This is a genomic window from Rhizobium sp. RAF36 (assembly GCF_052114105.1).
In the GTDB taxonomy this organism is placed as follows: domain Bacteria; phylum Pseudomonadota; class Alphaproteobacteria; order Rhizobiales; family Rhizobiaceae; genus Rhizobium.
In genome coordinates, this window is sequence record NZ_JBFREC010000002.1 from 129,374 (window position 1) to 153,898 (window position 24,525).

25 protein-coding genes and 1 tRNA gene are annotated in these 24,525 nt (G+C 60.6%); 17 read left to right on the plus strand and 9 right to left on the minus strand.

Features of this window, described 5'->3' with window-relative positions; genetic code table 11:
- The first annotated feature begins 126 nt into the window (after nucleotides 1-126).
- The 6 genes from AB4Z25_RS06485 to pncB all read left to right on the plus strand — a co-directional run bounded on the left by AB4Z25_RS06485 (nucleotide 127) and on the right by pncB (nucleotide 6,883).
- Nucleotides 127-1,215 (plus strand): microcin C ABC transporter permease YejB, encoded by a 1,089-nt coding sequence (locus AB4Z25_RS06485; protein ID WP_112539973.1) that lies wholly within the window; start codon nucleotides 127-129, stop codon nucleotides 1,213-1,215.
- The gene (locus AB4Z25_RS06490) at nucleotides 1,215-2,363 is read left to right on the plus strand and encodes an ABC transporter permease (protein ID WP_112539975.1); all 1,149 of its coding nucleotides are present in this window, start codon (nucleotides 1,215-1,217) and stop codon (nucleotides 2,361-2,363) included. Before AB4Z25_RS06485 ends, AB4Z25_RS06490 begins: the two co-directional genes overlap by 1 nt.
- Nucleotides 2,360-3,997 (plus strand): ABC transporter ATP-binding protein, encoded by a 1,638-nt coding sequence (locus AB4Z25_RS06495; protein ID WP_112539977.1) that lies wholly within the window; start codon nucleotides 2,360-2,362, stop codon nucleotides 3,995-3,997. Before AB4Z25_RS06490 ends, AB4Z25_RS06495 begins: the two co-directional genes overlap by 4 nt.
- Before the next feature lie 9 nt (nucleotides 3,998-4,006).
- Nucleotides 4,007-4,966: a 2-hydroxyacid dehydrogenase gene (locus tag AB4Z25_RS06500; protein WP_112539979.1), complete on the plus strand. Its 960-nt coding sequence runs from the start codon at nucleotides 4,007-4,009 to the stop codon at nucleotides 4,964-4,966.
- Nucleotides 4,967-5,067: 101 nt separating this feature from the next.
- A complete protein-coding gene (locus AB4Z25_RS06505; RefSeq protein ID WP_112539981.1) occupies nucleotides 5,068-5,412 on the plus strand; it encodes a hypothetical protein in 345 nt (114 codons plus the stop codon).
- Between the two features lie 166 nt (nucleotides 5,413-5,578).
- Nucleotides 5,579-6,883 carry a nicotinate phosphoribosyltransferase gene (gene pncB / locus AB4Z25_RS06510; RefSeq protein WP_112539983.1) on the plus strand — a complete coding sequence of 435 codons (1,305 nt, stop codon included), beginning with the start codon at nucleotides 5,579-5,581 and terminating at the stop codon, nucleotides 6,881-6,883.
- Here the strand turns inward: pncB and AB4Z25_RS06515 are convergent.
- Nucleotides 6,880-7,074 (minus strand): DUF2735 domain-containing protein, encoded by a 195-nt coding sequence (locus tag AB4Z25_RS06515; RefSeq protein WP_112514244.1) that lies wholly within the window; start codon nucleotides 7,072-7,074, stop codon nucleotides 6,880-6,882. The genes pncB and AB4Z25_RS06515 overlap by 4 nt on opposite strands.
- Before the next feature lie 392 nt (nucleotides 7,075-7,466).
- Here AB4Z25_RS06515 and AB4Z25_RS06520 point away from each other — a divergent pair, with 392 nt between their 5' ends.
- The gene (locus AB4Z25_RS06520; RefSeq protein ID WP_112385077.1) at nucleotides 7,467-8,507 is read left to right on the plus strand and encodes a glutamine synthetase beta-grasp domain-containing protein; all 1,041 of its coding nucleotides are present in this window, start codon (nucleotides 7,467-7,469) and stop codon (nucleotides 8,505-8,507) included.
- Between the two features lie 104 nt (nucleotides 8,508-8,611).
- The gene (locus AB4Z25_RS06525) at nucleotides 8,612-9,853 is read left to right on the plus strand and encodes a DUF763 domain-containing protein (RefSeq protein WP_112539985.1); all 1,242 of its coding nucleotides are present in this window, start codon (nucleotides 8,612-8,614) and stop codon (nucleotides 9,851-9,853) included.
- 16 nt (nucleotides 9,854-9,869) lie between these two features.
- On the opposite strand, the gene AB4Z25_RS06530 is transcribed toward AB4Z25_RS06525, so the two are convergent.
- Both AB4Z25_RS06530 and AB4Z25_RS06535 read right to left on the minus strand, forming a co-directional pair.
- Nucleotides 9,870-10,679 carry a potassium channel family protein gene (locus AB4Z25_RS06530; protein WP_112539988.1) on the minus strand — a complete coding sequence of 270 codons (810 nt, stop codon included), beginning with the start codon at nucleotides 10,677-10,679 and terminating at the stop codon, nucleotides 9,870-9,872.
- A 51-nt stretch (nucleotides 10,680-10,730) separates the two neighbouring features.
- A tRNA-Ser gene (locus AB4Z25_RS06535) sits at nucleotides 10,731-10,820 on the minus strand.
- A 225-nt stretch (nucleotides 10,821-11,045) separates the two neighbouring features.
- Here AB4Z25_RS06535 and AB4Z25_RS06540 point away from each other — a divergent pair.
- From AB4Z25_RS06540 to deoA, 9 genes are all read left to right on the plus strand, one after another.
- Nucleotides 11,046-11,363 (plus strand): hypothetical protein, encoded by a 318-nt coding sequence (locus AB4Z25_RS06540; protein ID WP_112540066.1) that lies wholly within the window; start codon nucleotides 11,046-11,048, stop codon nucleotides 11,361-11,363.
- 236 nt (nucleotides 11,364-11,599) lie between these two features.
- Nucleotides 11,600-12,592, plus strand: coding sequence for a BMP family ABC transporter substrate-binding protein (locus AB4Z25_RS06545; protein ID WP_112385080.1), 993 nt, complete (start codon nucleotides 11,600-11,602; stop codon nucleotides 12,590-12,592).
- A gap of 71 nt (nucleotides 12,593-12,663) precedes the next feature.
- A complete protein-coding gene (locus AB4Z25_RS06550) occupies nucleotides 12,664-14,175 on the plus strand; it encodes an ABC transporter ATP-binding protein (RefSeq protein WP_112539990.1) in 1,512 nt (503 codons plus the stop codon).
- A gap of 7 nt (nucleotides 14,176-14,182) precedes the next feature.
- Complete coding sequence (locus AB4Z25_RS06555) at nucleotides 14,183-15,286, plus strand: ABC transporter permease (RefSeq protein WP_112385082.1); 1,104 nt, start codon at nucleotides 14,183-14,185, stop codon at nucleotides 15,284-15,286.
- Nucleotides 15,287-15,295: 9 nt separating this feature from the next.
- Nucleotides 15,296-16,267: an ABC transporter permease gene (locus AB4Z25_RS06560; RefSeq protein WP_112539992.1), complete on the plus strand. Its 972-nt coding sequence runs from the start codon at nucleotides 15,296-15,298 to the stop codon at nucleotides 16,265-16,267.
- 3 nt (nucleotides 16,268-16,270) lie between these two features.
- Nucleotides 16,271-16,660: a cytidine deaminase gene (locus AB4Z25_RS06565; RefSeq protein WP_037130908.1), complete on the plus strand. Its 390-nt coding sequence runs from the start codon at nucleotides 16,271-16,273 to the stop codon at nucleotides 16,658-16,660.
- Nucleotides 16,657-17,466: a purine-nucleoside phosphorylase gene (locus AB4Z25_RS06570; RefSeq protein ID WP_112539994.1), complete on the plus strand. Its 810-nt coding sequence runs from the start codon at nucleotides 16,657-16,659 to the stop codon at nucleotides 17,464-17,466. Before AB4Z25_RS06565 ends, AB4Z25_RS06570 begins: the two co-directional genes overlap by 4 nt.
- Nucleotides 17,459-18,232, plus strand: a complete 774-nt coding sequence (deoC, locus tag AB4Z25_RS06575) for a deoxyribose-phosphate aldolase (RefSeq protein ID WP_112539996.1) — start codon at nucleotides 17,459-17,461, stop codon at nucleotides 18,230-18,232. The genes AB4Z25_RS06570 and deoC overlap by 8 nt, the downstream gene beginning before the upstream one ends.
- Before the next feature lie 2 nt (nucleotides 18,233-18,234).
- Nucleotides 18,235-19,542 (plus strand): thymidine phosphorylase, encoded by a 1,308-nt coding sequence (gene deoA, locus AB4Z25_RS06580; protein WP_112539998.1) that lies wholly within the window; start codon nucleotides 18,235-18,237, stop codon nucleotides 19,540-19,542.
- Here deoA and AB4Z25_RS06585 read toward each other — a convergent pair whose 3' ends face one another.
- The 6 genes from AB4Z25_RS06585 to AB4Z25_RS06610 all read right to left on the minus strand — a co-directional run bounded on the left by AB4Z25_RS06585 (nucleotide 19,543) and on the right by AB4Z25_RS06610 (nucleotide 24,429).
- A complete protein-coding gene (locus tag AB4Z25_RS06585) occupies nucleotides 19,543-20,115 on the minus strand; it encodes a TIGR02281 family clan AA aspartic protease (RefSeq protein WP_112540000.1) in 573 nt (190 codons plus the stop codon).
- A gap of 127 nt (nucleotides 20,116-20,242) precedes the next feature.
- On the minus strand, nucleotides 20,243-20,872 hold the full coding sequence (gene upp / locus AB4Z25_RS06590) for a uracil phosphoribosyltransferase (protein ID WP_112385089.1): 630 nt from the start codon (nucleotides 20,870-20,872) through the stop codon (nucleotides 20,243-20,245).
- Nucleotides 20,873-20,979: 107 nt separating this feature from the next.
- Nucleotides 20,980-21,948: an adenosine deaminase gene (locus tag AB4Z25_RS06595; protein ID WP_112540002.1), complete on the minus strand. Its 969-nt coding sequence runs from the start codon at nucleotides 21,946-21,948 to the stop codon at nucleotides 20,980-20,982.
- A complete protein-coding gene (locus AB4Z25_RS06600) occupies nucleotides 21,945-23,165 on the minus strand; it encodes a phosphopentomutase (protein WP_112540068.1) in 1,221 nt (406 codons plus the stop codon). Before AB4Z25_RS06600 ends, AB4Z25_RS06595 begins: the two co-directional genes overlap by 4 nt.
- Before the next feature lie 92 nt (nucleotides 23,166-23,257).
- Entirely contained in the window at nucleotides 23,258-23,839 is a 582-nt protein-coding gene (locus AB4Z25_RS06605; protein WP_112514237.1) for a TadE/TadG family type IV pilus assembly protein, read from the minus strand.
- Nucleotides 23,839-24,429, minus strand: coding sequence for a TadE/TadG family type IV pilus assembly protein (locus AB4Z25_RS06610; protein ID WP_112514236.1), 591 nt, complete (start codon nucleotides 24,427-24,429; stop codon nucleotides 23,839-23,841). Before AB4Z25_RS06610 ends, AB4Z25_RS06605 begins: the two co-directional genes overlap by 1 nt.
- Nucleotides 24,430-24,525 lie beyond the last annotated feature (96 nt).

Consider the following 24,525-nt stretch of genomic DNA (forward strand, 5'->3'; position numbering starts at 1 on the left):
AGGTCCAAATGATCTATTCGAATCACCATGAAAAAGCCGGGCTAACCGGTGAAAGGCCTAGCGATTGACGACTTCTGACAGGATGCGCATCCCGGCGAAATTCAAGACCTGGAAGGCCGCGCGCTGATGGGAGCCTACATCCTTCGCCGCCTGCTTCTGATGATACCGACGATCATCGGCATCATGGCGATTTCGTTCACCGTCATCCAGTTCGCGCCGGGTGGTCCGGTCGAGCAGGTGATTGCGCAGCTTACCGGCCAGGCCGACAGCGCCGACCAGCGTCTTTCCGGCGGTGGCGGTGATCTTCTGGGGCAGGGTGGTGACGAGGGATCACGATATCGCGGCGCCCAGGGCCTCGACCCGGAGCTGATCGCCAAGCTCGAAAAGCAGTTCGGTTTCGACAAGCCGCCGCTCACCCGCTTCGGGGAGATGATGTGGAATTATATCCGCTTCGATTTCGGCGAGAGCTTCTTCCGCAACACTTCGGTTCTCGATCTGATCAAGGACAAGCTGCCGGTGTCGATCTCGCTCGGCGTCTGGATCATGATCTTCTCCTATACGATCTCCATCCCGCTCGGCATTCGCAAGGCGGTGAAGGACGGATCGACATTCGACGTCTGGACCTCGGGCGTGATCATCGTCGGCTATGCAGTGCCGAGCTTCCTCTTCGGCATCCTGTTGATCGTGCTCTTCGCCGGCGGATCCTTCTACGACTGGTTCCCGCTCCGTGGTCTGGTTTCCGACAATTTCGATCAACTTGCCTGGTGGCAGAAGCCGCTCGATTACTTCTGGCATCTGGCGCTGCCGCTGATCTCGCTATCGCTGGCCGCCTTCGCGACGACAACGCTGCTGACCAAGAACTCCTTCATCGAGGAGATCAAGAAGCAGTATGTCACGACCGCCCGCGCCAAGGGGCTCAATGAGCGCCAGGTTCTCTACGGGCATGTGTTCCGCAATGCCATGCTGATCGTCATCGCCGGTTTCCCCGGCGCCTTCATCTCGGCCTTCTTCACCGGCTCGCTGCTGATCGAGAACATCTTTTCGCTCGATGGTCTCGGCCGTCTCGGCTACCTCTCGGTGGTCAATCGTGACTACCCGATCGTCTTTGCAACGCTCTACATCTTCTCGCTTCTCGGCCTCTTCGTCGGCCTGGTCTCGGACCTTATCTATACCTGGATCGACCCGCGCATCGATTTCGAGCGGAGGGATGTCTGATGGATGCCGCCGCAAATCCCGCTACTGCCACACCCGTCAAACCGCCGCGCAAAGGCCTATTATCGCCGACCAATATCCGCCGCTGGCGGAATTTCCGCGCCAATGGCCGCGGCTACTGGTCCCTGTGGCTTTTCATGGTGCTGTTCATTCTCAGCCTGTTTGCCGAGTTCATCGCCAACGACAAGCCGATCATTGCCTCTTACAAGGGCGAGATCCTTTTCCCCGTCGTCGTCGATTATCCGGAAGAGAAGTTCGGCGGCTTCCTCGCCGAGACCGACTACCGCTCGGATGTCATCACTGATGAGATCAATGCCAATGGCTGGATGATCTGGCCGCCGATCCGCTATTCCTACCGCTCGGTCAATTCGAACATCCCGCATTCCGCCCCGACCGCCCCCTTCTGGCTGATGGGCGCCGAGGAACGCTGCGCCGGTTATCCTCAGGGCGTCAACGACCCGAACTGCAACTATGGCAATCTCAACTGGCTGGGCACCGACGATCAGGCGCGCGATGTGCTGGCCCGCGTCATCTACGGTTTCCGCATCTCGGTGCTCTTCGGCTTGGCGCTGACCATCTGCTCGGCCGTCGTCGGCGTCACCGCCGGCGCGGTACAGGGGTATTTCGGCGGCTGGACGGACCTGCTCCTGCAGCGCTTCATCGAGATATGGTCGTCGATGCCGGTGCTCTACATCCTGCTGATCATCGCCGCGATCCTGCCGCCCGGCTTCTTCGTGCTGCTCGGCATCATGCTGCTGTTCTCCTGGGTTGGTTTTGTCGGCATCGTCCGCGCCGAGTTCCTCCGCGCCCGAAACTTTGAATATGTGCGTGCCGCCCGCGCACTCGGCGTCAACAACCGCACCATCATGTGGCGGCACATGCTGCCGAACGCCATGGTCGCGACCCTGACCTTCCTGCCATTCATTCTCTCGGGCTCGATCACCACGCTGACCTCGCTGGACTTCCTCGGTTTCGGCATGCCGCCCGGCTCGCCGTCGCTGGGTGAGATGATCGCCCAAGGCAAGTCCAACCTGCAGGCGCCATGGCTGGGGCTCACCGCCTTCTTCGCCATGTCGATCATGCTCTCGCTGCTGATCTTCATCGGCGAGGCGGTCCGCGATGCCTTCGACCCAAGAAAGACTTTCCAATGAGCGAGAGCCCCGAAACCCTCCTCTCGGTCCGCGATCTCTCGGTTGCCTTTCATCAGGGCGGCGAAACATCGCTGGCTGTGGATCGCATTTCCTTCGATATCCGCAAGGGCGAAGTCGTGGCGCTGGTCGGTGAATCCGGCTCGGGCAAATCGGTCTCGGCCAATTCCGTCCTGCGGCTGCTTCCGTACCCCTCGGCAAGCCACCCGACGGGGCAGATCTTGTTCAAGGGCAGGGACCTGCTGAAGGCATCGGACAAGGAGCTGCGCCAAGTGCGCGGCAACGACATCACGATGATCTTCCAGGAGCCGATGACCTCGCTCAATCCGCTCCACTCGATCGAGAAGCAGATTGCCGAAATCCTCGACCTGCATCAGGGCGTCACAGGTGCTGCAGCGCGCAAGCGCGTGCTGGAGCTTCTCAACCAGGTCGGTATCCGCGAGCCGGAAAAGCGTCTCAAGGCCTATCCGCACGAGCTGTCGGGCGGCCAGCGCCAGCGCGTCATGATCGCCATGGCGCTCGCCAACCGGCCGGAACTGCTGATCGCCGACGAGCCGACGACGGCGCTCGACGTGACGGTGCAGGCGCAGATTCTTGAACTGCTGCGCAAGCTGAAGGGCGAGCATGGCATGTCCATGCTGTTCATCACCCATGACCTCGGCATTGTGCGCAAATTCGCCGACCGCGTCTGCGTCATGACCAAGGGCAAGATCGTCGAGACGGGTATGGTCGAGGAGGTCTTCACCCGGCCGCAGCACGAATATACCCGCCACCTCCTGGCCTCCGAACCGCGTGGCGAGCCGCCGCCGGCCGATCTGACGAAGCCTGTCGTCATGGAAGGCTCGGATATCCGCGTCTGGTTCCCGATCAAGGCAGGGCTGATGCGCAGCGTGGTCGATCACGTCAAGGCAGTCGACGGCATCGATCTGTCGTTGCGAGCTGGCCAGACGCTCGGCGTCGTCGGCGAATCCGGCTCGGGCAAGACAACGCTCGGTCTGGCGCTGACCCGGCTCATCTCGTCTAAGGGCCGCATCAGCTTCGTCGGCAAGGATATAGCCAGCTATTCGTTCACGCAGATGCGGCCGCTGCGCAACCAGCTGCAGGTCGTCTTCCAGGATCCCTATGGTTCGCTCAGCCCTCGCATGTCGGTTGGCGATATCATCGCCGAAGGCCTGAAGGTGCACGAGCGCTCGCTCTCGCACGAAGATCGCGACCAGCGCGTCTGCTGGGCGCTTGAAGAGGTCGGCCTCGATCCGCTGACCCGCTGGCGGTACCCGCACGAGTTCTCTGGCGGCCAGCGCCAGCGCATCGCCATTGCCCGCGCCATGGTGCTGAAGCCGCGCTTCGTCATGCTTGATGAGCCGACATCGGCGCTCGATATGAGCGTGCAGGCCCAGGTGGTCGATCTGCTGCGCGATCTCCAGAAAAAGCATGACCTCGCCTATCTCTTCATCAGCCACGACCTGAAGGTCGTCAAAGCGCTCGCCAACGATGTCATCGTCATGCGCTTCGGCAAGGTGGTGGAGCAGGGGCCGTCTGCCGAGATATTCCAAGCACCGAAGGACGATTACACCAAGGCGCTGATGGCCGCCGCGTTCAACATCGAGGCAGTGCCGACGCCTGCCGTCCAGCAGTAAAAGAAGACCATGTCCGCAAGACCGCCCGTTCTCGTCGATCTCAAATTCAATCCTGAAGGCATCGCCCGCATCCTGAAAACCGCCTTCGCGGATCGCGGCAGCATCAGCCTCGCCGATCCCACGAGCAAGGGCAGGGATCTCAGCGCCTGCGAATACGCGCTGCTCTGGAAGCCGGATGCCGATCTTTTCGACAGGGCGCCGAACCTGAAGATCATTTTCTCCGGCGGGGCCGGCGTCGACAGCATCATGACGCTGCCGGGCCTGCCCGACGTGCCGATCGTCCGCTTCGTCGATCGCAGCCTGACGGTGCGGATGAGCGAATGGGTGGTGATGCAGTGCCTGATGCATCTGCGCGATCAGCGCGGACACGACGAGCATCAGCGTGATCGTATCTGGGGCAAGATGGCGCCGCCCGAAGCTGCCGAAATTACCGTCGGCGTGATGGGCCTCGGCGTGCTCGGACAGGATGCCGTCCGCAAGCTCAAGGTCATGGGCTTCAACGTCATCGGCTGGTCGCGCACCAGAAAAGACCTCGATGGCGTCGATACATTCGATGCCGCCGAACTCGATGTCTTTCTGTCGAAGACCGACATTCTCGTCGGCCTTTTGCCGTTGACGCCTGAAACGACGGGTTTCTATAACGCCGGCCTGTTCAGGAAGCTGCGCCAGGGCGGCGCGCTCGGCAAACCTGTTTTCATCAATGCCGGGCGCGGCAAGAGCCAGGTCCAGAGCGATATCGTCGCGGCCATCGAAGGCGGTATCCTCGGCGGCGCATCGCTCGACGTCTTCGAAGTCGAGCCGCTGCCGGCTGACGATCCGCTCTGGGGTCTCGACAGCGTCTTCATCACGCCACACGACGCCGCAATCTCGGAAGAAAACGCGCTCTTCCGGCATGTCGAGCAGCAGATCGTCCGCTTCGAAAAGGGCGAGCCGCTGCAGTTTCTCGTCGATCGCGGCGCGGGATACTGACCGGCACGGCCGGGAACATTCGCCGTTTCTCTTCGTTGTTCTCACCGGAAGCTTTTGGGCAGGCCGCATTCCGGCTGTCCGCTGACCGGAAGGAGACAGGAATGGCGCATCAGATGGAAACCCGTTGGGAAAAATCGGATGGCAAGCTGCACGAGGAAGAACAGATTTCTCCGGTCAAGGCCAAACAGGGCCGGACTGGCCGCCGTGTTCTGACGGTGTTGATCGTCGCCCTTGTACTCGCCTTCATCGTCTGGATTCCAGTGGAGATCTGGGGCGGGCGTGAGGCAAACGAAGTAGCCCCTCAGCAGCCCGGCCAGCAGATGCAATCGGAACAGCCGGCAGCGCCGGCATCGCCATCGCTGCAGAACGGCACCGCGGTGCCGACGGAAACGCCCCCTGCAGGTAGCGCGCAGCCCAACGCACCGGCAACACCTTCCGCGCAATAACCGCGCATGGGTCCGGCGGTCATCGCAAGCCCTGCCGTCCAGGACGGCAGGGCTTTGTATTTGCACTGGACTTTAGCCGCTGATTTTTCGATAAGAAGGCGCACGAGCCGGTCGTCGTGTGCCGGCCGCAGAGGTGGCCCCCGACCGGATTGGTATGGGGTGGAGCATGGCCAAGACCGATATCGCAAGACGGGTTTATAACCACGCCTGGAAGCTGGACCCCATCGTCCGTAGTCTGATCGACACGGATTTCTACAAGCTTCTGATGCTGCAGATGATCTGGAAGCTCTATCCGGATGTGAATGCGACCTTCACGCTGATCAACCGCACGAAACGCGTGCATCTCGCCGAAGAGATCGACGAGGGCGAATTGCGCGAGCAGCTGGATCACGCGCGCACTTTGCGCCTTTCCAAGAAGGAGATGATCTGGCTGGCCGGCAACAGCTTCTATGGCCGCGCCCAGATCTTCGAGCCCGAGTTCCTTGCCTGGTTCTCGCATTTCCAGCTGCCGGAATATGAACTGTCGAAGAAAGACGGCCAGTATGTCCTGGATTTCCACGGCTCCTGGAAGGAAACCACGATGTGGGAAATCCCGGCGCTGGCGATCATCAACGAGCTGCGGTCGCGCTCGGCGATGAAGGCGCTCGGACCGTTCACGCTGGATGTTCTCTATGCTCGCGCCAAAGCGCGCATGTGGTCGAAGGTCGAGCGCCTGAAGGAATTACCCGGCTTGCGCATCTCCGACTTCGGCACGCGCCGCCGCCACAGCTTCCTGTGGCAGCGCTGGTGCGTTGAAGCCCTGAAGGAAGGCATCGGCCCTGCCTTTACCGGCACCAGCAACGTGCTGCTGGCGATGGACTCCGATCTCGAAGCCGTCGGCACCAACGCCCACGAGCTGCCGATGGTGGCCGCCGCCCTTGCGGAGACCGACGACGACCTGCGCAAGGCGCCCTACAAGGTTCTGCGCGATTGGAACCGGCTCTATGGCGGCAATCTTCTGATTGTTCTGCCGGACGCGTTCGGCACCGCCGCTTTCCTGCGTGATGCGCCAGAATGGGTTGCCGACTGGACGGGCTTCCGCCCGGATAGCGCGCCGCCGGTCGAAGGCGGCGAGAAGATCATCGAATGGTGGAAGAAGATGGGCCGCGATCCGCGCCAGAAGCTTCTGATTTTTTCGGATGGCATGGATGTCGATGCGATTATCGACACCTACAAGCATTTCGAGGGCCGTGTTCGCATGAGCTTCGGTTGGGGGACGAACCTCACCAACGATTTCGTGGGCTGCGCGCCCATCGATATGTCCGGCCTCGATCCGATCTCCATCGTCTGCAAGGTCAGCGACGCGAATGGCCGGCCGGCCGTCAAACTGTCCGACAATCCTCAAAAAGCCACGGGTGAACTGGGCGAGGTTGAGCGGTATCTCAAAATCTTCGGCAGCGAAGATCGAGTTGATCAGGCGGTCTTCGTTTAAGCCTGCGGCTTGCGGTTGTTCTCTTCGTCCTCGCGGATCGCATCCTGATGATACCAGCTGTCGAAAGCGGCATCGCAAATATCCGGATCGATATCCAGCGGCTGACGGGCGCCGAAGCGTTCGCCGGCGCGGCGCAATTTCACCGGAAACTGGTAGATCTTGGCGGTTTCGCCATGAACGTTTGTCGGCATCCTATTTGCCTTCCCTTATCGACATTCGTCGTTTAGTCGGACTGTCACAATAGCAGATTGCACATGAATTATGCAAATTGCACAAAATATCGTCAATTGCTGTGCTCTTCGTAAGCGATTGATAAAGTGCGCGAAATACGATGGTGCTCCTGCATCTTTTTCAGGCGTTTGCACTTTCAAAAGAAAAACGCGCCGTTATCGGCCCGGTTCCCGTCTAACCCCAAGCTTTTATTGAAAGTTAACGCCTTGTGCTGCGGTCTCCTTGCCTGCGCGTTTTGACGCACCCTCGGGCGCGTCCGCCAAACTGGCACGCCACGTGCTTGGTACTGTGCATCCGCTGGTGAAACGCACCCTCAGGATTTGTGACACGCACACGTTTGAGAGACTGGCCAATGACAAAGTATAAGCTCGAGTACATCTGGCTCGATGGGTACACTCCGGTACCGAATCTGCGCGGCAAAACGCAGGTCAAGGAATTTGCTGAATTTCCGACCCTGGAACAGCTTCCGCTCTGGGGCTTCGATGGCTCCTCGACGATGCAGGCTGAAGGCCGCAGCTCGGATTGCGTGCTGAAGCCAGTCGCTATTTATCCTGACCCGGCCCGTACCAATGGCGTCCTCGTCATGTGCGAAGTCATGATGCCCGACGGCGTCACCCCGCATCCTTCCAACAGCCGCGCAACCATCCTTGACGACGAAGATGCGTGGTTCGGTTTCGAGCAGGAATATTTCTTCTACGAGAACGGCCGTCCGCTCGGCTTCCCGGAACAGGGCTACCCGGCTCCGCAGGGTCCGTATTACTGCGGCGTCGGCTCCTCCAACGTTGGCCCGGTCGCTCGCGAAATCGTCGAAGAGCATCTCGACCAGTGCCTTGCTGCCGGCATCAACCATGAAGGCATCAACGCTGAAGTTGCCAAGGGCCAGTGGGAATTCCAGATTTTCGGTAAGGGCTCCAAGCGCGCTGCCGACCAGATTTGGATGGCTCGCTACCTGCTGCAGCGCCTGACAGAACAGTACGGCATCGATATTGAATATCACTGCAAGCCGCTCGGCGACACCGACTGGAACGGCTCGGGCATGCACTGCAACTTCTCGACCAAGTTCATGCGCGAAGTTGGCGGCAAGGCCTATTTCGAGGCTCTGATGGGTCAGTTCGAAAAGAACCTCGAAGCTCATATCGCCGTCTACGGTCCGGACAACGACAAGCGTCTGACCGGCAAGCACGAAACCGCTCCGTGGAACAAGTTCTCCTACGGCGTTGCTGACCGTGGCGCGTCGATCCGCGTTCCGCACTCCTTCGTCAAGAACGACTACAAAGGCTACCTGGAAGATCGCCGCCCGAACTCGCAGGGCTGCCCTTACCAGATCGCCTCCCAGGTTCTGAAGACGATTTCGGAAGTGCCGACCGAAAGCTACGCTTCGGCTGCTGCATAATCCAAAGAGGTTTTCCTCCCAAGGGCGCCGGCTGCTTGCAGCCGGCGTTTTCTTTTTGAAGGACCGGTTTCCTTCGGCCGCGCGACGCAGCTATAATTGCGTCCATGGCTCAAAGAGCAGGCAGCGCCGATCTTCCCCTGCATGGCGGCAGGGTTCCCAAATGGCTGGGCGACCGGATGACGAAGCTCGGTGCGGTGATCACCGAAGCGATCGTGCATCACTACGGGCGCGATGAATTCCTGCGCCGCCTCGCACATCCTTTCTGGTTCCAGTCCTTCGGCGCCGTCATGGGCATGGACTGGCATTCGTCTGGCATCACCACCAGTGTGCTCGGCGCGCTGAAACGCGGGCTGACGCCGCTCTCCGGTGAGCTCGGCCTGCATGTCTGCGGCGGTCGTGGCGCGCAATCGCGGCGCACACCGGATGAGCTTGCCGCGATCGGCAATCGCGTCGGTATCGACGGGATCTCGCTGGCGCGGACAAGCCGCCTTGTCGCCAAGGTCGATAGCGCCGCCCTGCAGGATGGTTTCGATCTCTATCTGCACGGCTTCATCGTCGCCGACGACGGCAAGTGGGTGGTCGTTCAGCAGGGCATGAACGGCGACAACAGGCAGGCCCGCCGCTATCACTGGCTATCCGAGGGGCTGGAAAGCTTCGTCAACTCGCCGCACGCGGCGATCGAGGGCCGCAGCCAGGGCAATATCGTCAATCTCGCCGACAAGCGGGCGGAACGCTCGCGTGCCGGACAGCTCGATCTCCTCGCAACGCTCGGCCCCGACCGCATCGTCCGCGAAGCCGTCGCGCTGGCGTTCAGCCCGGCAAAGCCTACCCCGTTGCCCGACCAGATGCTCTTACCGCACCTGATCATGCCCGCGCATCACGATGTCCGCGAAAAGGACGTCAACATGAAGCGGCTGCACGGCAATCTGGCCGCCGCCGCCGATCGTGGCCCTGAGGATTTCGAACAGCTTCTCCTCGTTCCCGGCGTCGGCGCCCGCACCGTCCAGGCGCTCGCTATGGTCGCCGAAGTGGTGCACGGGGCTCCCTACCGCTTTTCAGACCCCGCCCGCTTCTCGATCGCCCACGGTGGCAAGGACCGACATCCGTTCCCGGTGCCGCTGAAGGTCTATGACGAAACGATCAAGGTCATGAAATCGGCGGTTCACAAGGGCCGCCTCGGGCGCGAGGAAGAGCTTGAGGCCCTCAAGCGCCTTGACGACCAGTCCCGCCAGCTGGAGCGCTACGTGACCGGGCCTGATCTCAAGGAGATCGTTGCAGGAGAATTTAGGAACTCGCCGGAATGGGGCGGCCGCAGTGTGTTCGGCTGGGAGGGTGAGGAGAGGTAATCTGCCTCTCTGCCTCTCATGCCCCTTCATCGGGAATGTTCAGGATATGGCCGCAGGCCTTGCAATGCACTGCATCGGCATCATGGCGCTGCAACCCGCATTGCGGGCAGGGGAACGTCACTTTGAACGGACGTACGACAGCCTGAGCCAGGCGTACGAACAGCGAAATGCCGATAATCATCGTCACGATCGATGTCAGCTTGCCGAGTGTTCCCGGCAGGGTGATGTCCCCGAAACCCGTTGTCGTCACTGTCGCAACCGTAAAATAAAGAGCGTCCACGAGGCCAGCGATGCCGGGAAGGCCGCGGAAAAAGAACGTGTAGACGAAGCCTGTGACGAGAAACAGAAAGACGATGACGTTGATCGAAGCCCGCATCACATCTTCCAGATGCCGCAAACCGCAATAGCGAAGCAGAACTTTGAGAAGCGCGCTCTGGCCGATCGTCCAGATGCGGATTGCCCGCAGAAAGGCGAAGTTGAACAGCAACTCCGGCAACAGCAGCGTCAGCAGCACGAATATGTCGATCCAGGTAATCGGCCTCTTCAGCCAGTCGCCGAGATTGCGTTCGATCAGCGCCCGCGCGCAAAGCTCGAGCCCGATCCAGACCGCAATCGAATAGTCGATGATCAGGTAGGATGGGCCTGAGCGCAGATAAGGACCTAGAACGAAGAAGGCGAGAATTGCGAGATCGACGACAGCCAGAACGGCCTGAAAAGTGATCGCCTTCTTTTCGCGCCCCAGATAGAGCACGCGCAGTCTCTGGCGAAGGCTGGCAAGCCCTGATGTCTCAGGCGTTAGCGTCTCGTCATTCATCCGCAGGAACATATGCGGCGCAGCACCTGCTTCAAGCACACGTCGAGGAAACGAAAAGGAAAATGGCGGACAAGGTGGGATTCGAACCCACGGTACGCTTTCACGCACACACGCGTTCCAGGCGTGCGCCTTAAACCACTCGGCCACCTGTCCTGCTATTTCGATCTGCGTCGTCAAACACAAATCGTTGGAACGGCGCGATATATACCGATGAATTTTCGGGGATCAACCTAAATCTAACAGTTTTTTGACTTCTTCGGATAAAACTCCGCTCGCGTCATCCATTGCACTTTAGAAGGCTCGGATTTATCCTGCCTCTGAGGGTGGAAAATGGCGTGGCTGGCCGGGGTTTTCGGCATGAGTGCGCCGGAGGGTTTTATGCGTTTCTTGTTGCGTTTGAGTAGTCTTGTCGCGCTTGCCGTTGCGGTGATCGCGGGGACCGTCGATTCCATCCAGTCGGTCGCGGCCTCGGCTGTGGTGATGACGCCCATGGGGGATGCCTGGCAGGATGTCAGCCCCGCTTCGCTGGTGGCGCTGCAATCGTCGATCGCCTATTATGTTCATCCGCGCTTCTACACCTTCATTTTCCAGTGGCTGATGTTGCAGCCCGCTTTCGGCGTGTTTCTGGTGCTGGCGCTGCTGCTCTGGATGGTCGGATATAAGAAGCCCCCGGTTGCAGGCCGGTTCACGGCCTGATCACCGAAAAAGCAGTTTGTTGGCGGCTTTTGCGCAGAAATCAGCCTGATTGAACTGTTTTTCGGCATCCCCGGCAAATTTTTACCACCCGAAAAATTTCTCGTGAAATTTTCATTCAGCCATGCAAGGATGCGCGAAGCCAGGTCTCCGGGGGGAGGCCGGTGGTTCCGCAGACATGCCTCGAAGAAGGCTTGCGGGAGGACCCCAAACAAATAGCAACAACAGGGCTGCAACTCATGAAAAAAACCCTCCTTTCGCTTTTGGCCGTGGCCGCGATGTCCACGACGGCGCTCGCCGCCGACGTCAAGCCGGCTCTGGTTTACGGCACCGGCGGAAAGTTCGACAAGTCCTTCAACGAAGCTGCCTATAATGGCGCTGAGAAGTTCAAGAAGGAAACCGGTATCGCTTACCGCGACTTCGAGCCGACAGGTGATACGCAGGGCGAGCAGGCAATCCGCAACTTCGCAAGCCGCGGCTTCAATCCGGTTGTCGCCGTTTCCTTCGCCTGGACCTCGGCAATCGAAAAGGTCGCTGCAGAATTCCCGGACACCAAGTTCATCATCGTTGACGCCGTCGTCGACAAGCCGAACGTCCGTTCGGTCGTCTACAAGGAAGAAGAAGGCTCCTTCCTCGTTGGCGTTCTCGCCGGCCTGGCATCGAAGACCGGCAAGGTCGGCTTCGTTGGCGGCATGGACATCCCGCTGATCCGCAAGTTCGAATGCGGCTATGAGCAGGGCGCACGCTCGGTCAAGGCTGACGTAGAAGTGTTCCAGAACATGACCGGCACCACGGGTGCTGCATGGAACGATCCGGTTCGCGGTGGTGAGCTCACCAAGAACCAGATCGACCAGGGCGCTGACGTCGTTTACGCGGCAGCTGGCGCAACCGGTCTCGGCGTTCTCCAGACGGCTGCCGACAACAAGAAGCTGTCGATCGGCGTCGACTCCAACCAGAACTACCTGCACCCGGGCTCCGTCCTGACCTCGATGGTCAAGCGCGTCGACCTGGCTGTCTACAACGCTTATGCCGACACCAAGGCTGACAAGTTCACCGGTGGCGTTCAGGCTCTCGGCGTCAAGGAAGACGGCGTTGCGGCTGCAATCGACGACAACAACAAGGCGTTGATCACCCCGGAAATGCAGGCTGCTGTCGACAAGGCAAAGGCTGACATCATCGCAGGAACCATCAAGGTTCACGACTACACCACGGACAACGCTTGCCCGAAGTGATCCGCGATTGAGATGGGCGTATGGCGTGTTGATTTTACCGCCATACGCCCTTTTCTTATTTGGAGCCTGCTGTGACAGACACGCCCGCAATCGAACTCGTGGGCATCGATAAGAAATTCGGTGCCGTCCACGCGAACAAGGACATCAATCTTACCGTTGCCAAGGGGTCTATCCATGGCATCATCGGCGAAAACGGTGCCGGTAAGTCGACATTGATGTCGATTATCTACGGTTTCTATCATGCCGACGCCGGTGAAATCCGCGTCAATGGCACGCCGATCTCGATCCGCGACAGCCAGACGGCGATCGCGGCGGGTATCGGCATGGTGCACCAGCACTTCATGCTGGTCGATAATTTCACGGTGCTCGAGAACATCATGCTCGGCGCTGAAGGCGGAGCGCTGCTCGCCCGTGGCGTTGCTGCGGCGCGCGCCGAGCTGAAGCGGCTGGAAAAGGAATACGGCCTGGAGGTCAACCCGGATGCGCTGATCGAGCAGCTTCCCGTCGGCCTGCAGCAGCGCGTCGAAATCCTGAAAGCGATGTATAGAGGCGCCGAGATCCTGATCCTCGATGAGCCGACGGGCGTTCTGACGCCTGCCGAGGCCGATCACCTCTTCCGCATCCTCAAGGTGCTGCGCGATCAGGGCAAGACCGTTATTCTCATCACCCATAAGCTGCGCGAGATCATGGCGATCACCGATACGGTGTCGGTCATGCGCCGCGGCGAGATGGTGGCGACCCGTAAGACCTCGGAAACGACGGTCGAGGAACTCGCCGAGCTGATGGTCGGACGCCGTGTCCTGCTGCGCGTCCAGAAGGGCGAGGCCAATCCGGGCAAGGTCATCCTGTCGGTCAAGAACCTGACGGTGAAGGACAACCGAGGCGTCACCATGGTCGATAACGTCTCCTTCGACGTCCGCGCCGGAGAAATCGTCGGCATCGCCGGCGTTGCCGGCAATGGCCAGTCGGAGTTGCTGGAAGCGATCGCCGGTATCCGCAAGCCCGCCTCGGGAGAAATCCTGCTCGATGGCCAGTCCATCGAAAAGGCAGATCCCGCGCGTCTGCGCGAACTCGGTCTCGCCCATATTCCCGAAGACCGTCATCACATGGGTCTGGTTCTCAAGTTCGAGGAATATGAGAATTCGGTCCTCGGCTATCACCGCAATCCGGCCTACAGCAAAGGCCCGATTCTCGATCTCGATGCGATCCGCAAGGACGCTATGGAGAAGATCGAAAAATACGACATTCGCCCGCCGAACCCGCGGCTGAAGACCGCGAACTTTTCCGGCGGCAACCAGCAGAAGATCGTCGTTGCCCGTGAAATCGAACGTGATCCGACGGTCCTGATCATCGGTCAGCCGACCCGCGGCGTCGATATCGGCGCAATCGAGTTCATCCACCGCCGGATCATCGAGATGCGCGACGCGGGCAAGGCGATCCTGCTCGTCTCCGTCGAGCTCGATGAAATTCGCTCCCTTTCAGACCGTATCCTTGTCATGTTTGCCGGCCATGTCGTCGGCGAGAAGACGCCCGATGCCGGTGAACAGACCCTCGGCCTGATGATGGCCGGCATTGCCGCGTGAGGCCTTTATGAGCACTGCTTCAGTCCCACTGCCCAAATGGATCAATTACGGCCTGATCCCGATTCTGAATCTCCTCGTCGCCTTCCTGATCTCCGGCTTCGTTGTCTGGCTGATCGGCGAGAGCCCGCTCGACGCGCTGTCGCTGCTGATCGAGGGCGCGCTCGGGAGTGGCGAAGGCATCGGCTTCACGCTGTTCTACGCGACGAGCTTCATCTTCACCGGTCTTTCTGTCGCCGTCGCCATCCATGCGGGCCTCTTCAATATCGGCTCCGAAGGACAGGCCTATCTCGGCGGTCTCGGCTGTGCGCTGGTGGCACTCGCCCTCGATAAGTACGTGCCTTGGTACGTGACGATGCCGCTCGCCGTCATCGGCGCCGGTATTTTCGGTGCTGCATGGGCCTTCATTCCGGCCTATCTGCAGGCCAAGCGCGGCAGCCACATCGTCATCACCACCATCATGTTCAACTATATCGGCGCCGCGCTGATGGTGTACCTGCTGGTGCATGTGTTGATCGTGCCTGGCAAGATGGCGCCTGAAACCCGCACTTTCCTCGATGGTGGCCAGCTGCCTAAGCTCGGCTGGGTCATGGAAATGTTCGGCGGCAAGCTCGGCGCGGCCCCATTCAACGTCTCCTTCGTTATCGCGCTTGTCGTTGCCTGGCTGGTCTGGCTGCTGATCTGGCGCACCAAGCTCGGCTTCGAGATGCGCACGCTTGGCGTCAGTCCGACGGCTGCCGCCTACGCCGGTATTCCCTACGCACGGACCGTCATGATCGCCATGCTGCTCTCGGGTGCCTTGGCAGGCATGATGGCGCTGAACCCGGTGATGGGCGCGTCCGCGCGCCTGCAGGTCGAATTCGTGGGCGGCGCGGGCTTCGTCGGTATCGCTGTATCGCTGATGGGGCGAAACCACCCTGTCGGCATCATTCTGGCGGCAATCCTCTTTGGCATCCTCTATCAGGGCGGCGACTGGATCTCCTTCGAGATGCCGAACATCACCCGCGAGATGATCCTGGTCATCCAGGGTCTCGTCATCCTGTTTGCCGGTGCGCTCGAATACATGTTCCGCCCGGCGCTGGTCCGCATCTATCAGCAGTTCAAGGGCAAGTGAGGGCGCACGATGGATTACTATGACATCTTCATCAGCGTTCTCAGCTCGACGATCCGCCTGTCGATCCCGCTGATCTTTACCGCACTCGCCGGCCTCTTTTCCGAACGCGCCGGCGTCTTCGATATCGGCCTCGAAGGCAAGATGCTGGGCTCGGCCTTTGCCGCTGCCTGCGTCGCCTATATTACGGACTCGGCGTGGCTCGGTCTCGTGGCGGGCGTGCTCTGCTCCGTGGCGCTCAGCCTCGTCCACGGCTTTGCCTCGATCACCAATCGCGGCAACCAGATCATTTCTGGCGTCGCCATCAACTTCTTCGTCGCCGGTATCACCATCGTGCTGGGTCAGGCCTGGTTCGGGCAGGGCGGACGTACGCCGCAGCTGGCGGGCGATGCGCGCTTCACGCCGATCACGCTGCCCGGCGCCGATGCGATGCGCGAAATACCGGTCATCGGTCCGCTCTATGCCAATGTCATCTCCGGCAACAACGTCCTGACCTATTTGGCTTTCGTCGCCGTGCCGCTGTCCTGGTGGATCCTCTACCGCACGCGTTTCGGCCTTCGCCTTCGTGCTGTCGGTGAAAACCCGGGTGCGGTCGATACCGCCGGCATTTCGGTCACCTGGCTGCGCTACCGCGCCGTGATGTGCGCCGGTATTCTCTGCGGCTTCTCCGGCACCTATCTGGCCATCGCCCAGTCGGCGGCCTTCATCAAGGACATGTCGGCCGGCAAGGGCTATATCGCCCTGGCAGCACTTGTCTTCGCCAAGTGGAAGCCGGTCCCGGTCATGTTCGCCTGCCTGCTCTTCGGCTTCCTCGATGCGCTGGCAAACTTCATGCAGGGCAAGGAAGTGCCGCTGATCGGCGAAGTGCCGGTGCAGATTTTCCAGGCACTGCCCTATATCCTCACCTGCGTGCTGCTGGCCGGTTTCATCGGTGTCGCAACCCCGCCGAAGGCCGGCGGCGTGCCCTATACGAAGGAACGTTAAACCATGTCCCACGATCTGTTCGAAGCCGCACGCGGCGCCATGGCCTTCGCCCACGCCCCCTATTCGAAATTTCCCGTCGGCGCGGCAATCCGCGCCGAGGACGGCAAGGTCTATACCGGCGCCAACATCGAGAACCTGTCCTTCCCGCAGGGCTGGTGCGCCGAACCGACGGCAATCAGCGCCATGATCATGGGCGGCGCCAAGAAGATCGTCGAAATGGCCGTCATTGCCGAGAAGCTGCCGCTCTGCCCGCCCTGCGGCGGCTGCCGCCAGAAGATCTCGGAATTTGCCTCGAAGGACACGAAGATCTACCTCTGCGACGAGGTGGGCGTGAAGAAGACCATGACCATGGAGGAGCTTCTGCCCTTCAGCTTCGAGACCGAACTCGGATGAACGCGGCGATCGACCAGCTCGCCGGCAAGCTCGGCGGGCTCGTGCCGCGGCACGGGATCATTCTCGGTTCCGGCCTCGGTTCGCTCGTCGGTGAGCTGGAGAACCCGGTTCGCATTGCCTACAAGGATCTGCCCGGTTTCCCAGTGAGCGCCGTATCCGGCCATGCAGGCGAGGTTGTTGCCGGCCGCCTCGGCGGCGTCCCCGTCATCATGCTGTCCGGCCGTGTGCACTTCTATGAGAAGGGCGATGCCAATGCCATGCGGCTGCCGATCGAGGTGCTGAAAGGCCTCGGCGTCCAGTCGCTGTTTCTGACCAACTCTGCCGGTTCGCTGCGCGAGGACATGCCGCCAGGATCAGTGATGCAGATCACCGACCACATCAACTATTCCGGCATGAATCCGCTGATCGGCGAGGAGAGCGATCACCGCTTCGTCGGCATGACCAATGCCTATGATGCGGAACTCTCCATCTCGATGCGCAAGGCCGCCGAAAAGCTCGGCATCGCGCTGTCGCAGGGCGTCTATATGTGGTTCTCCGGCCCGAGCTTCGAGACGCCGGCGGAAATCCGCATGGCCCGCATTCTCGGCGCCGATGCTGTCGGCATGTCGACCGTGCCGGAAGTGATCATCGCCCGAATGTTGGGCCTCAGGGTTGCGGCAGCTTCGGTAATCACCAATTATGGGGCCGGCATGACCGGTGCCGAACTCAGCCACGACGAAACGAAAGACATGGCGCCCGTTGGCGGCGCGCGTCTCGCAGCCATCCTCAAGGAAATGGTCGCGGGTGGAGGAAGCAGCAATGACTAATCATACGCATAAGGAAACGGCCGCCGTTGCGCTGTCGCTTCTTGACCTGACGAACCTGAAGGACGACTGCACGGAAGCGCAGATCGATGCGCTTTGCGAGCGGGCGCAGACGCCGTATGGCAACAGCGCCGCGATCTGCATCTGGCCGCGTTTCGTTGCGCGTGCCCGCACCGTGCTTGGCAAGGGTCACAAGGTCAGGATCGCGACGGTCGTCAACTTCCCTTCTGGCGACATGGAAATTGCCGATGTTGCGGCCGAAACGCGCGAAGCGATCGCCGACGGCGCCGACGAGATCGATCTGGTCATCCCTTACAAGAAGTTCCTCGCGGGCAACGAAAAAGCCGTGACCGGCATGGTCGCGGCGATCCGCGCCGAATGCGGCAGCGCGCTGCTGAAGGTGATCCTCGAGACCGGTGAGATCAAGGATCCGGCGCTGATCCGCCGCGCCTCTGAGCTGGCGATCGAAGCTGGAGCGGATTTCATCAAGACATCGACCGGGAAGGTCGCCGTCAATGCGACCCTGGAAGCGGCCGATATCATGCTTCGCGCCATTCGCCAGAGCGGCCGGAAGATCGGTTTCAAGCCTGCCGGCGGTATCGGCTCCGTCGCGGATGCAGCACTCTATCTGAGCCTGGCTGAAACGATTATGACGCCCGACTGGCCGATGCCGTCGACCTTCCGGTTCGGCGCTTCTGGCGTTCTCGACGATATCCTGGCGGTGCTTGGTGGTACGCAGCCGGCGCCCGCCAAGGCCTCGAGCTACTGAGCATGATTCCGCAGGAGATCATCCGGCGCAAGCGAAACGGCGAGACGCTCTCTACCGAAGAGATCGAGGCATTCATTGCGGCCCTCGCGGCCGGACGTCTATCGGAAGGCCAGATCGGCGCTTTTGCCATGGCCGTCTGGTTCAAGGGCATGACCCGCGCCGAGACGGTGGCGCTGACGCTCTCCATGGCGCGGTCGGGCGATATGCTCGACTGGAGAGACATCGACCGGCCGATCGCCGACAAGCATTCCACAGGCGGTGTCGGCGATAACGTCTCGCTGATGCTGGCACCGATCGCTGCCGCCTGCGGTCTCGCCGTTCCAATGATATCGGGCCGCGGTCTCGGCCATACCGGCGGAACGCTCGACAAGCTGGAATCCATTCCCGGCTATGGAATTACGCCTGACGCAGCCTTGTTCCGAAAAGCCGTCAAGGATGTCGGTTGCGCGATCATCGGCCAGACCGGATCCTTGGCGCCTGCGGATGGCAGGCTTTATGCCGTGCGCGACGTAACGGCGACCGTCGATTCTGTTCCCCTGATTACCGCGTCCATCCTCTCCAAGAAGCTGGCGGCTGGACTGCAGACCCTGGTGCTCGACGTCAAGACCGGAAACGGCGCCTTCATGACCGATCATGAGGAAGCGATGATCCTCGCCGCCGCGCTGGTCGAAGTTGCCAACGGCGCCGGGGTCAAGACATCGGCGCTGATCACCGACATGAACCAGCCTCTGGCCGATGCCGCCGGTAATGCCGTCGAAATCTGGAATTGCCTCGATTTTCTCGCTGGCAAGAAGTCCGGCACGCGGTTGGAAGAGATCGTGCTTGCTTTTGCCGCAGAGATCTTGGTGAGCAGCGGCGTTTCAACCTCGTTGCCGGAAGGCGAGGCAATGGCGCGCAGCGCGCTCTCCTCGGGACGCGCCGCCGAAATATTTGGGCGCATGGTGAGCGTGCTCGGCGGCCCAGCTGACTTCGTCGAGAAACCATCCAAATATCTGAAGGCCGCCGCTGTCCAGAAAACGGTCCTGGCGCCCGAGAGCGGCTGGCTTTCCAGTTGCAACGCCAGAGACGTTGGAATTGCCGTCATCGATCTCGGAGGCGGGCGCAGACACCCTTCGGACAAGATCGACCACAGTGTCGGCTTCTCCGATCTCCTGCCGCTCGGAACACAGGTCGAGAAGGGTCAACCGATCGCCACGGTTCACGCAGCAGATGAAACCGCGGCCGCCAGGGCGGCAGCCGGTATTCTCGCCACCTATCGCATAGCCAGCGGCAAACCGGACCTGCCCACCGTCATCTCCGGCCGCGTCTGATTATTGCTTGAGGCTCAGCGAGCCGTCGGCGACCGAGTAGGACTGCAGCTTCTTCAGGAAGCTCATGCCGACAAGCGTCTGGGACAGCGCATCGTCCTTCAGCACGAAGGCTTCGACGCCCTGAACGCGAATGCCGCCGATTTCGACGCGGTCGAGCGTTACATGCGCTGCCTTCGTCTGGCCGTTGGCAGTATTGACCGCATAGCGGAAATCGAGCTGGTTGCCGCCGTAGCCGAGGCGGCGCGCCAAGCTCTCGTTCAGCGCCACATAGGTGGCGCCTGTATCGATCATACCCTGCACCGGCTTGCCATTGATCTTGAAGTCGCCATTGAAATGGCCCTGCGCGTCAGCCGGAAGGCGCATGGTGCCGCTGCCGTAAGCGGGCGCAGCAGGGGACGCGGCATCAGGCGCGGCTGAAACGTAATTGGCTGAAATGGGCTGGTTCGCAGGTTCCGGGCTCGTCGCCGTAAACAACGATGGCACCTGGGTCGCCAGCGCCGCAGCAATGCTCGCGAAAATGACCGTACGCATGAGCATGAAACAGAAATCCTTCCTGTATAAACCGCGCATCATGCGAGGCCTCATGCTTCAAGCAGCTACGCCATAATTGCTGACAAGTTGCTAACGCCTGATATCAAAAGGCCCGGATCGACTATCCGGGCCTTGTTTCTGCACTGATTTGGTAAATTCGGCGTTGAAATCACTTCGTTCCGTACATGCGGTCGCCGGCATCGCCGAGGCCAGGCATGATGTAGCCCTGCTCATTGAGATGGCTGTCGATCGAAGCGGTGAAGACCGGCACATCGGGATGCTCATCGCGGAAATTCTTCAGGCCCTCGGGGGCAGCCAGCAGGCAGAGGAAGCGGATGTTGCGCGCACCGCGTTCCTTCAGCTTGTCGATCGCCGCGATTGCCGAATTGCCGGTGGCCAACATCGGATCGACAACGATGATCAGGCGCTCGGAAATGTCTTCGGGTGCCTTGAAGAAATACTCGACCGGCTGCAGCGTTTCGTGATCGCGATAAACGCCGATATGCGAGACGCGGGCCGAGGGCACCAGGTCGAGCATGCCTTCGAGCAGGCCGTTGCCGGCGCGCAGGATCGAGGCGAAAACCAGCTTCTTGCCCTCAAGCACCGGAGACTCGATCGTCTGCAGCGGTGTCTCGATGGTTTCCATCGTCAGCTCGAGATCGCGCGTGACCTCGTAGCAGAGCAGGGTGGAAATTTCGCGCAGCAACCGGCGGAAGCTGCCCGTCGATGTCTCCTTGCGCCGCATGATGGTCAGTTTGTGCTGAACAAGCGGGTGATCGATGACGGTGACGCCTTCCATGGCCAAGCCTTCCTCTGATTATCGTTATCGGACGTTTCTTCCATGGAAATCGCCCGGACTGCAAGAGTGCATGCGATTTTCAGGGGATGATCCCCAGTCCGGCAGGCTCAGAGCCGGGCAAGTAGTGCGTGCCGCGTCTCCTCATCGACAAACGCCGCCTCGATACCCGTACGGGTCAGATCATTGATTTCACCGTTGCTAAAGCCGAAGGCCTCCGAGGCCAGCTCGTATTCCCGCTTCAGTGACGTGTGGAAGAACGGCGGATCGTCGGAGCTGATGGTCACGCGTACGCCTGCTTCCTTCAGCTTCCGCAGAGGATGCGCCGCGAAATCGGGGAAAACCTTGAGCGCGATGTTCGATCCGGGGCAGACTTCCAGAACAGTGCCTTGATCGGCAAGCCGCTTGACGAGGTCGGGGTTCTCGATTGCGCGAACGCCATGGCCGATCCGCGAGGGGCGCACATGATTGAGTGCATCCTCGACGCTGAAGGCGCCGCAGACTTCACCGGCATGTATCGTCAGGCCAAGACCGGCATCGCGCGCAATATCAAAGGCCCGAGCATAATCCGCAACGCGGCCCATCCGCTCTTCGCCGGCGAGGTTGAAGCCTGTAATCAGCGGGTTCTTCGCTTTGGCGGCATACTCCGCTGCTCCGATCACGCTCTCCGGACCGAAATGGCGCTCGCCGGTGACGATCAGCCGTGCCTCGATGCCGTGAGCAGTTTTCGCCCGCCGGATACCTTCGCAAACACCGGCAATATAAGCGTCGGCTCCGAGGCCGATGCGCTTGCCATGATCGGGCGACACGATCAGCTCGCTATAGATCGTGCCGATACCGGCAAGCTCTTCGAGGTAGGTTTCGGTCAGAAGCGCGTAGTCTTCCTCGGTCTTGTAGACCTCGGAGACCTTGTCATAGCACTCAAGGAAGCTGGCAAAATCATGCCAGACATAGGTGCCGTCGCGCAGATAAGGCGAGATATCGATATTGTATTTGCGCGCCTGCGCCAGCGTCAGCGCCGGTGGTGCCGCCCCTTCCAGGTGGCAGTGCAGTTCGACCTTCTTCAAATGCGATGTCATAGAAAACTTCTCCCATGCGGCCCGGCGGCAATACCGAGATGCCGGGCAACCGTCTCGCCGATATCGGCATATGTTCTGCGGATCCCGATATCGCGCGAGCGCAGACCGGGGCCGTAGGCAAGGATCGGCACGCGTTCGCGAGTATGGTCGGTTCCCCGCCAGGTCGGATCGCAGCCATGATCGGCCGTCAGGATCACGAGATCGCCAGGCGCCAGCTTGCGATGCACATCTGGAAGGCGGGCGTCGAAAGCCTCGAGCGCGGCGGCATAACCCGGCACGTCGCGGCGGTGACCATAGACCATGTCGAAATCGACGAAATTGGTGAACACCAGATCGCCGTCCTTCGCCTCGTCCATCGCGGCCAATGACGCGTCCATCAACGCGTCGTTGCCATTCGCCTTGATGACGCGGGAAATGCCTTGGTGGGCGAAGATGTCGCCGATCTTGCCGACGGCGTGCACCTTGCGCTCGGCCTTCACCAGCCGGTCGAGCAGCGTCGGCTCCGGCGGCGGCACCGAGAAATCGCGGCGATTGCCGGTACGCTCGAATCTCGCGACGGTTTCACCGATGAATGGGCGGGCGATGACGCGTCCGATATTGTAGCTGTCGAGCAGAGCCCGCGCGATGCGACAGAAGCCAAGCAGGCGCTCGAGCCCGAAATGCTTCTCGTGCGCGGCAACCTGAAACACCGAATCTGCCGACGTGTAGCAGATCGGTTTGCCGCTACGGATATGCTCTTCGCCATACCGCGCGATGATGTCTGTGCCGGACGCATGGCAATTTCCGAGAATACCGGGCACATCAGCGGCGGCGCAAAGAGCCTCAACGAGATGCGGCGGAAAGGCATCGCCCTCTGTTGGAAAGTAACCCCAGTCGAAAGTGACGGGCGTTCCAGCGATTTCCCAATGACCTGACGGCGTATCCTTGCCGCGGGAGACTTCGTTGGCGCAGCCGTGAATACCATAAACCTTTTCCGGCATCGGCATGCCGGCCGGCAGGCGTCCCGTGGCGGTCTTGGCGATATCGAGCAGACCGAGCGCCGACATGTTTGGCAGAAGCAGCGGCCCTGACCGCAAACCGGCGCGATCTGCAGCACCTGCCGCGCAGAATTCCGCGATATGGCCAAGCGTATCGGCACCCTCGTCGCCATAGCTGGCAGCATCAGGGGCGCCGCCGACACCGAAGGAATCAAGTACGAAGAGAAATGCACGTGCCATCATCAAACCAATCGCTATGCGGCCCGCGGGCCGTGATGGCGCTCAGGCATATAACGGCGTGGCGAGCTTGGCAAATTGCGAAAACAACGGGCTCAGCAGTCGCTGCAGGCGATGCTGTCGTTCTGACGCTGGCGATAATAATAGGTTCGCTGGATTGTCAGCGTCTGCAGATTGCCGGGCAGGAAAGCGGGGCTAAAGGCAAAGAGCTGGTATGGTATGCTCAACTCGGCGCGAACAAGAAAACTGCTGGCCTTTTGCATATCGGCAGGAACGCCCGTAACGGCCGAGTTCGTTGCATAAGGTGCCGATGTTGTCGAATTTCCCCATGACCAGAGCACTTTCGCGTTGGCGCTGGCGTCCATCGTGATGCCGGTCAGCTTGACCTGCATCTGAGACGTGTTGTACGGCGCGAAGATCGCGTTGGCGACAGTAGTGATCTGCTGAAGCGAGGTCTTCGTGACACCCTGCTGCTGAGTAACGATGTCGGCGACAGAACCCGCGGCGCGCGCTGCCCGTTTGCTCACGCTCAGCCCGACCGTGATCTCGAAGGCACCGATATAGAGCATCACGAGAATCGGAAAGAGGATTGCGAATTCAATAGCGCCAACACCGCTGCGATCGCCGAAAAGCCCGGCCAACTTGGACTTGATTCTGAATTGGAGCGCGCTGGCCATCACGGGTATTGCTCGTTTTGGAAAGCTGCGGTGGCAACGATCAGGAATTCATTGAGGTGGGCGCCGGTCGAACTGCGATAGGGCGTAATATAGGGGCGGACCAGATCGGTAATGACCTGCCATTTGTAATAGGCACGTATCATATTCTTCGTACCTGAGCCGCCAGGGCTATACTGGATCCCGGTTGTATCGAGGCCCGTTGCGTTCATCGGAATGGTTACCGGCATGTCCGAAAAATTCGTGAATGTCCGGACGTCGAGCCAGAGCTTGTTCGGCGTTGCCACCTCGGCAGCGGAGCAATTGATGAGGATGGAAACCTCATTGCAGAACCGCTGCCTGAAGTCCTTCACGTCAGCCACGTCCGTGGCCCGGCCCAAGCTGAATGTGATCTGGCCGGTGCGCATGCGGCGGGCCATCGTATCGACGCCGTTGGATACCAGCTCTTCGGCCGCGAAGGCGACGAAGGTTTCGATGATCGCGAAGATCACCATGAAATAGGGAATGGCGAGCAGTGCAAATTCGATCGCTGCAGAGCCGTCCTTGGAACGCGCGAACGCTCTAAACCGCCCGCGCTTCTTCGTGCCGGGCATGGCAGGCTGGTCCTGCGGGCAGGGAATTGCGCTTTGGGGCGAGTTTGTCATGCACCGATCCTAGGGAGCGATCGTTGATTTTCCGTTTCAGAGCGA

Coding starts and splice junctions, on each gene's coding strand:
- AB4Z25_RS06540 (WP_112540066.1), top strand. CDS start 11,046: ATGCGTTTCTTGTTGCGTTTGAGTAGTCTTGTCGCGCTTGCCGTTGCG.
- AB4Z25_RS06525 (WP_112539985.1), top strand. CDS start 8,612: ATGGCTCAAAGAGCAGGCAGCGCCGATCTTCCCCTGCATGGCGGCAGG.
- AB4Z25_RS06515 (WP_112514244.1), bottom strand. CDS start 7,074: ATGCCGACAAACGTTCATGGCGAAACCGCCAAGATCTACCAGTTTCCG.
- AB4Z25_RS06555 (WP_112385082.1), top strand. CDS start 14,183: ATGAGCACTGCTTCAGTCCCACTGCCCAAATGGATCAATTACGGCCTG.
- AB4Z25_RS06545 (WP_112385080.1), top strand. CDS start 11,600: ATGAAAAAAACCCTCCTTTCGCTTTTGGCCGTGGCCGCGATGTCCACG.
- AB4Z25_RS06600 (WP_112540068.1), bottom strand. CDS start 23,165: ATGGCACGTGCATTTCTCTTCGTACTTGATTCCTTCGGTGTCGGCGGC.
- AB4Z25_RS06610 (WP_112514236.1), bottom strand. CDS start 24,429: ATGCCCGGCACGAAGAAGCGCGGGCGGTTTAGAGCGTTCGCGCGTTCC.
- AB4Z25_RS06595 (WP_112540002.1), bottom strand. CDS start 21,948: ATGACATCGCATTTGAAGAAGGTCGAACTGCACTGCCACCTGGAAGGG.
- AB4Z25_RS06565 (WP_037130908.1), top strand. CDS start 16,271: ATGTCCCACGATCTGTTCGAAGCCGCACGCGGCGCCATGGCCTTCGCC.
- AB4Z25_RS06490 (WP_112539975.1), top strand. CDS start 1,215: ATGGATGCCGCCGCAAATCCCGCTACTGCCACACCCGTCAAACCGCCG.
- pncB (WP_112539983.1), top strand. CDS start 5,579: ATGGCCAAGACCGATATCGCAAGACGGGTTTATAACCACGCCTGGAAG.
- AB4Z25_RS06560 (WP_112539992.1), top strand. CDS start 15,296: ATGGATTACTATGACATCTTCATCAGCGTTCTCAGCTCGACGATCCGC.
- upp (WP_112385089.1), bottom strand. CDS start 20,872: ATGGAAGGCGTCACCGTCATCGATCACCCGCTTGTTCAGCACAAACTG.
- deoA (WP_112539998.1), top strand. CDS start 18,235: ATGATTCCGCAGGAGATCATCCGGCGCAAGCGAAACGGCGAGACGCTC.
- AB4Z25_RS06485 (WP_112539973.1), top strand. CDS start 127: ATGGGAGCCTACATCCTTCGCCGCCTGCTTCTGATGATACCGACGATC.
- AB4Z25_RS06530 (WP_112539988.1), bottom strand. CDS start 10,679: ATGTTCCTGCGGATGAATGACGAGACGCTAACGCCTGAGACATCAGGG.
- AB4Z25_RS06500 (WP_112539979.1), top strand. CDS start 4,007: ATGTCCGCAAGACCGCCCGTTCTCGTCGATCTCAAATTCAATCCTGAA.
- AB4Z25_RS06570 (WP_112539994.1), top strand. CDS start 16,657: ATGAACGCGGCGATCGACCAGCTCGCCGGCAAGCTCGGCGGGCTCGTG.
- AB4Z25_RS06520 (WP_112385077.1), top strand. CDS start 7,467: ATGACAAAGTATAAGCTCGAGTACATCTGGCTCGATGGGTACACTCCG.
- AB4Z25_RS06585 (WP_112540000.1), bottom strand. CDS start 20,115: ATGATGCGCGGTTTATACAGGAAGGATTTCTGTTTCATGCTCATGCGT.
- AB4Z25_RS06505 (WP_112539981.1), top strand. CDS start 5,068: ATGGCGCATCAGATGGAAACCCGTTGGGAAAAATCGGATGGCAAGCTG.
- AB4Z25_RS06605 (WP_112514237.1), bottom strand. CDS start 23,839: ATGGCCAGCGCGCTCCAATTCAGAATCAAGTCCAAGTTGGCCGGGCTT.
- AB4Z25_RS06495 (WP_112539977.1), top strand. CDS start 2,360: ATGAGCGAGAGCCCCGAAACCCTCCTCTCGGTCCGCGATCTCTCGGTT.
- deoC (WP_112539996.1), top strand. CDS start 17,459: ATGACTAATCATACGCATAAGGAAACGGCCGCCGTTGCGCTGTCGCTT.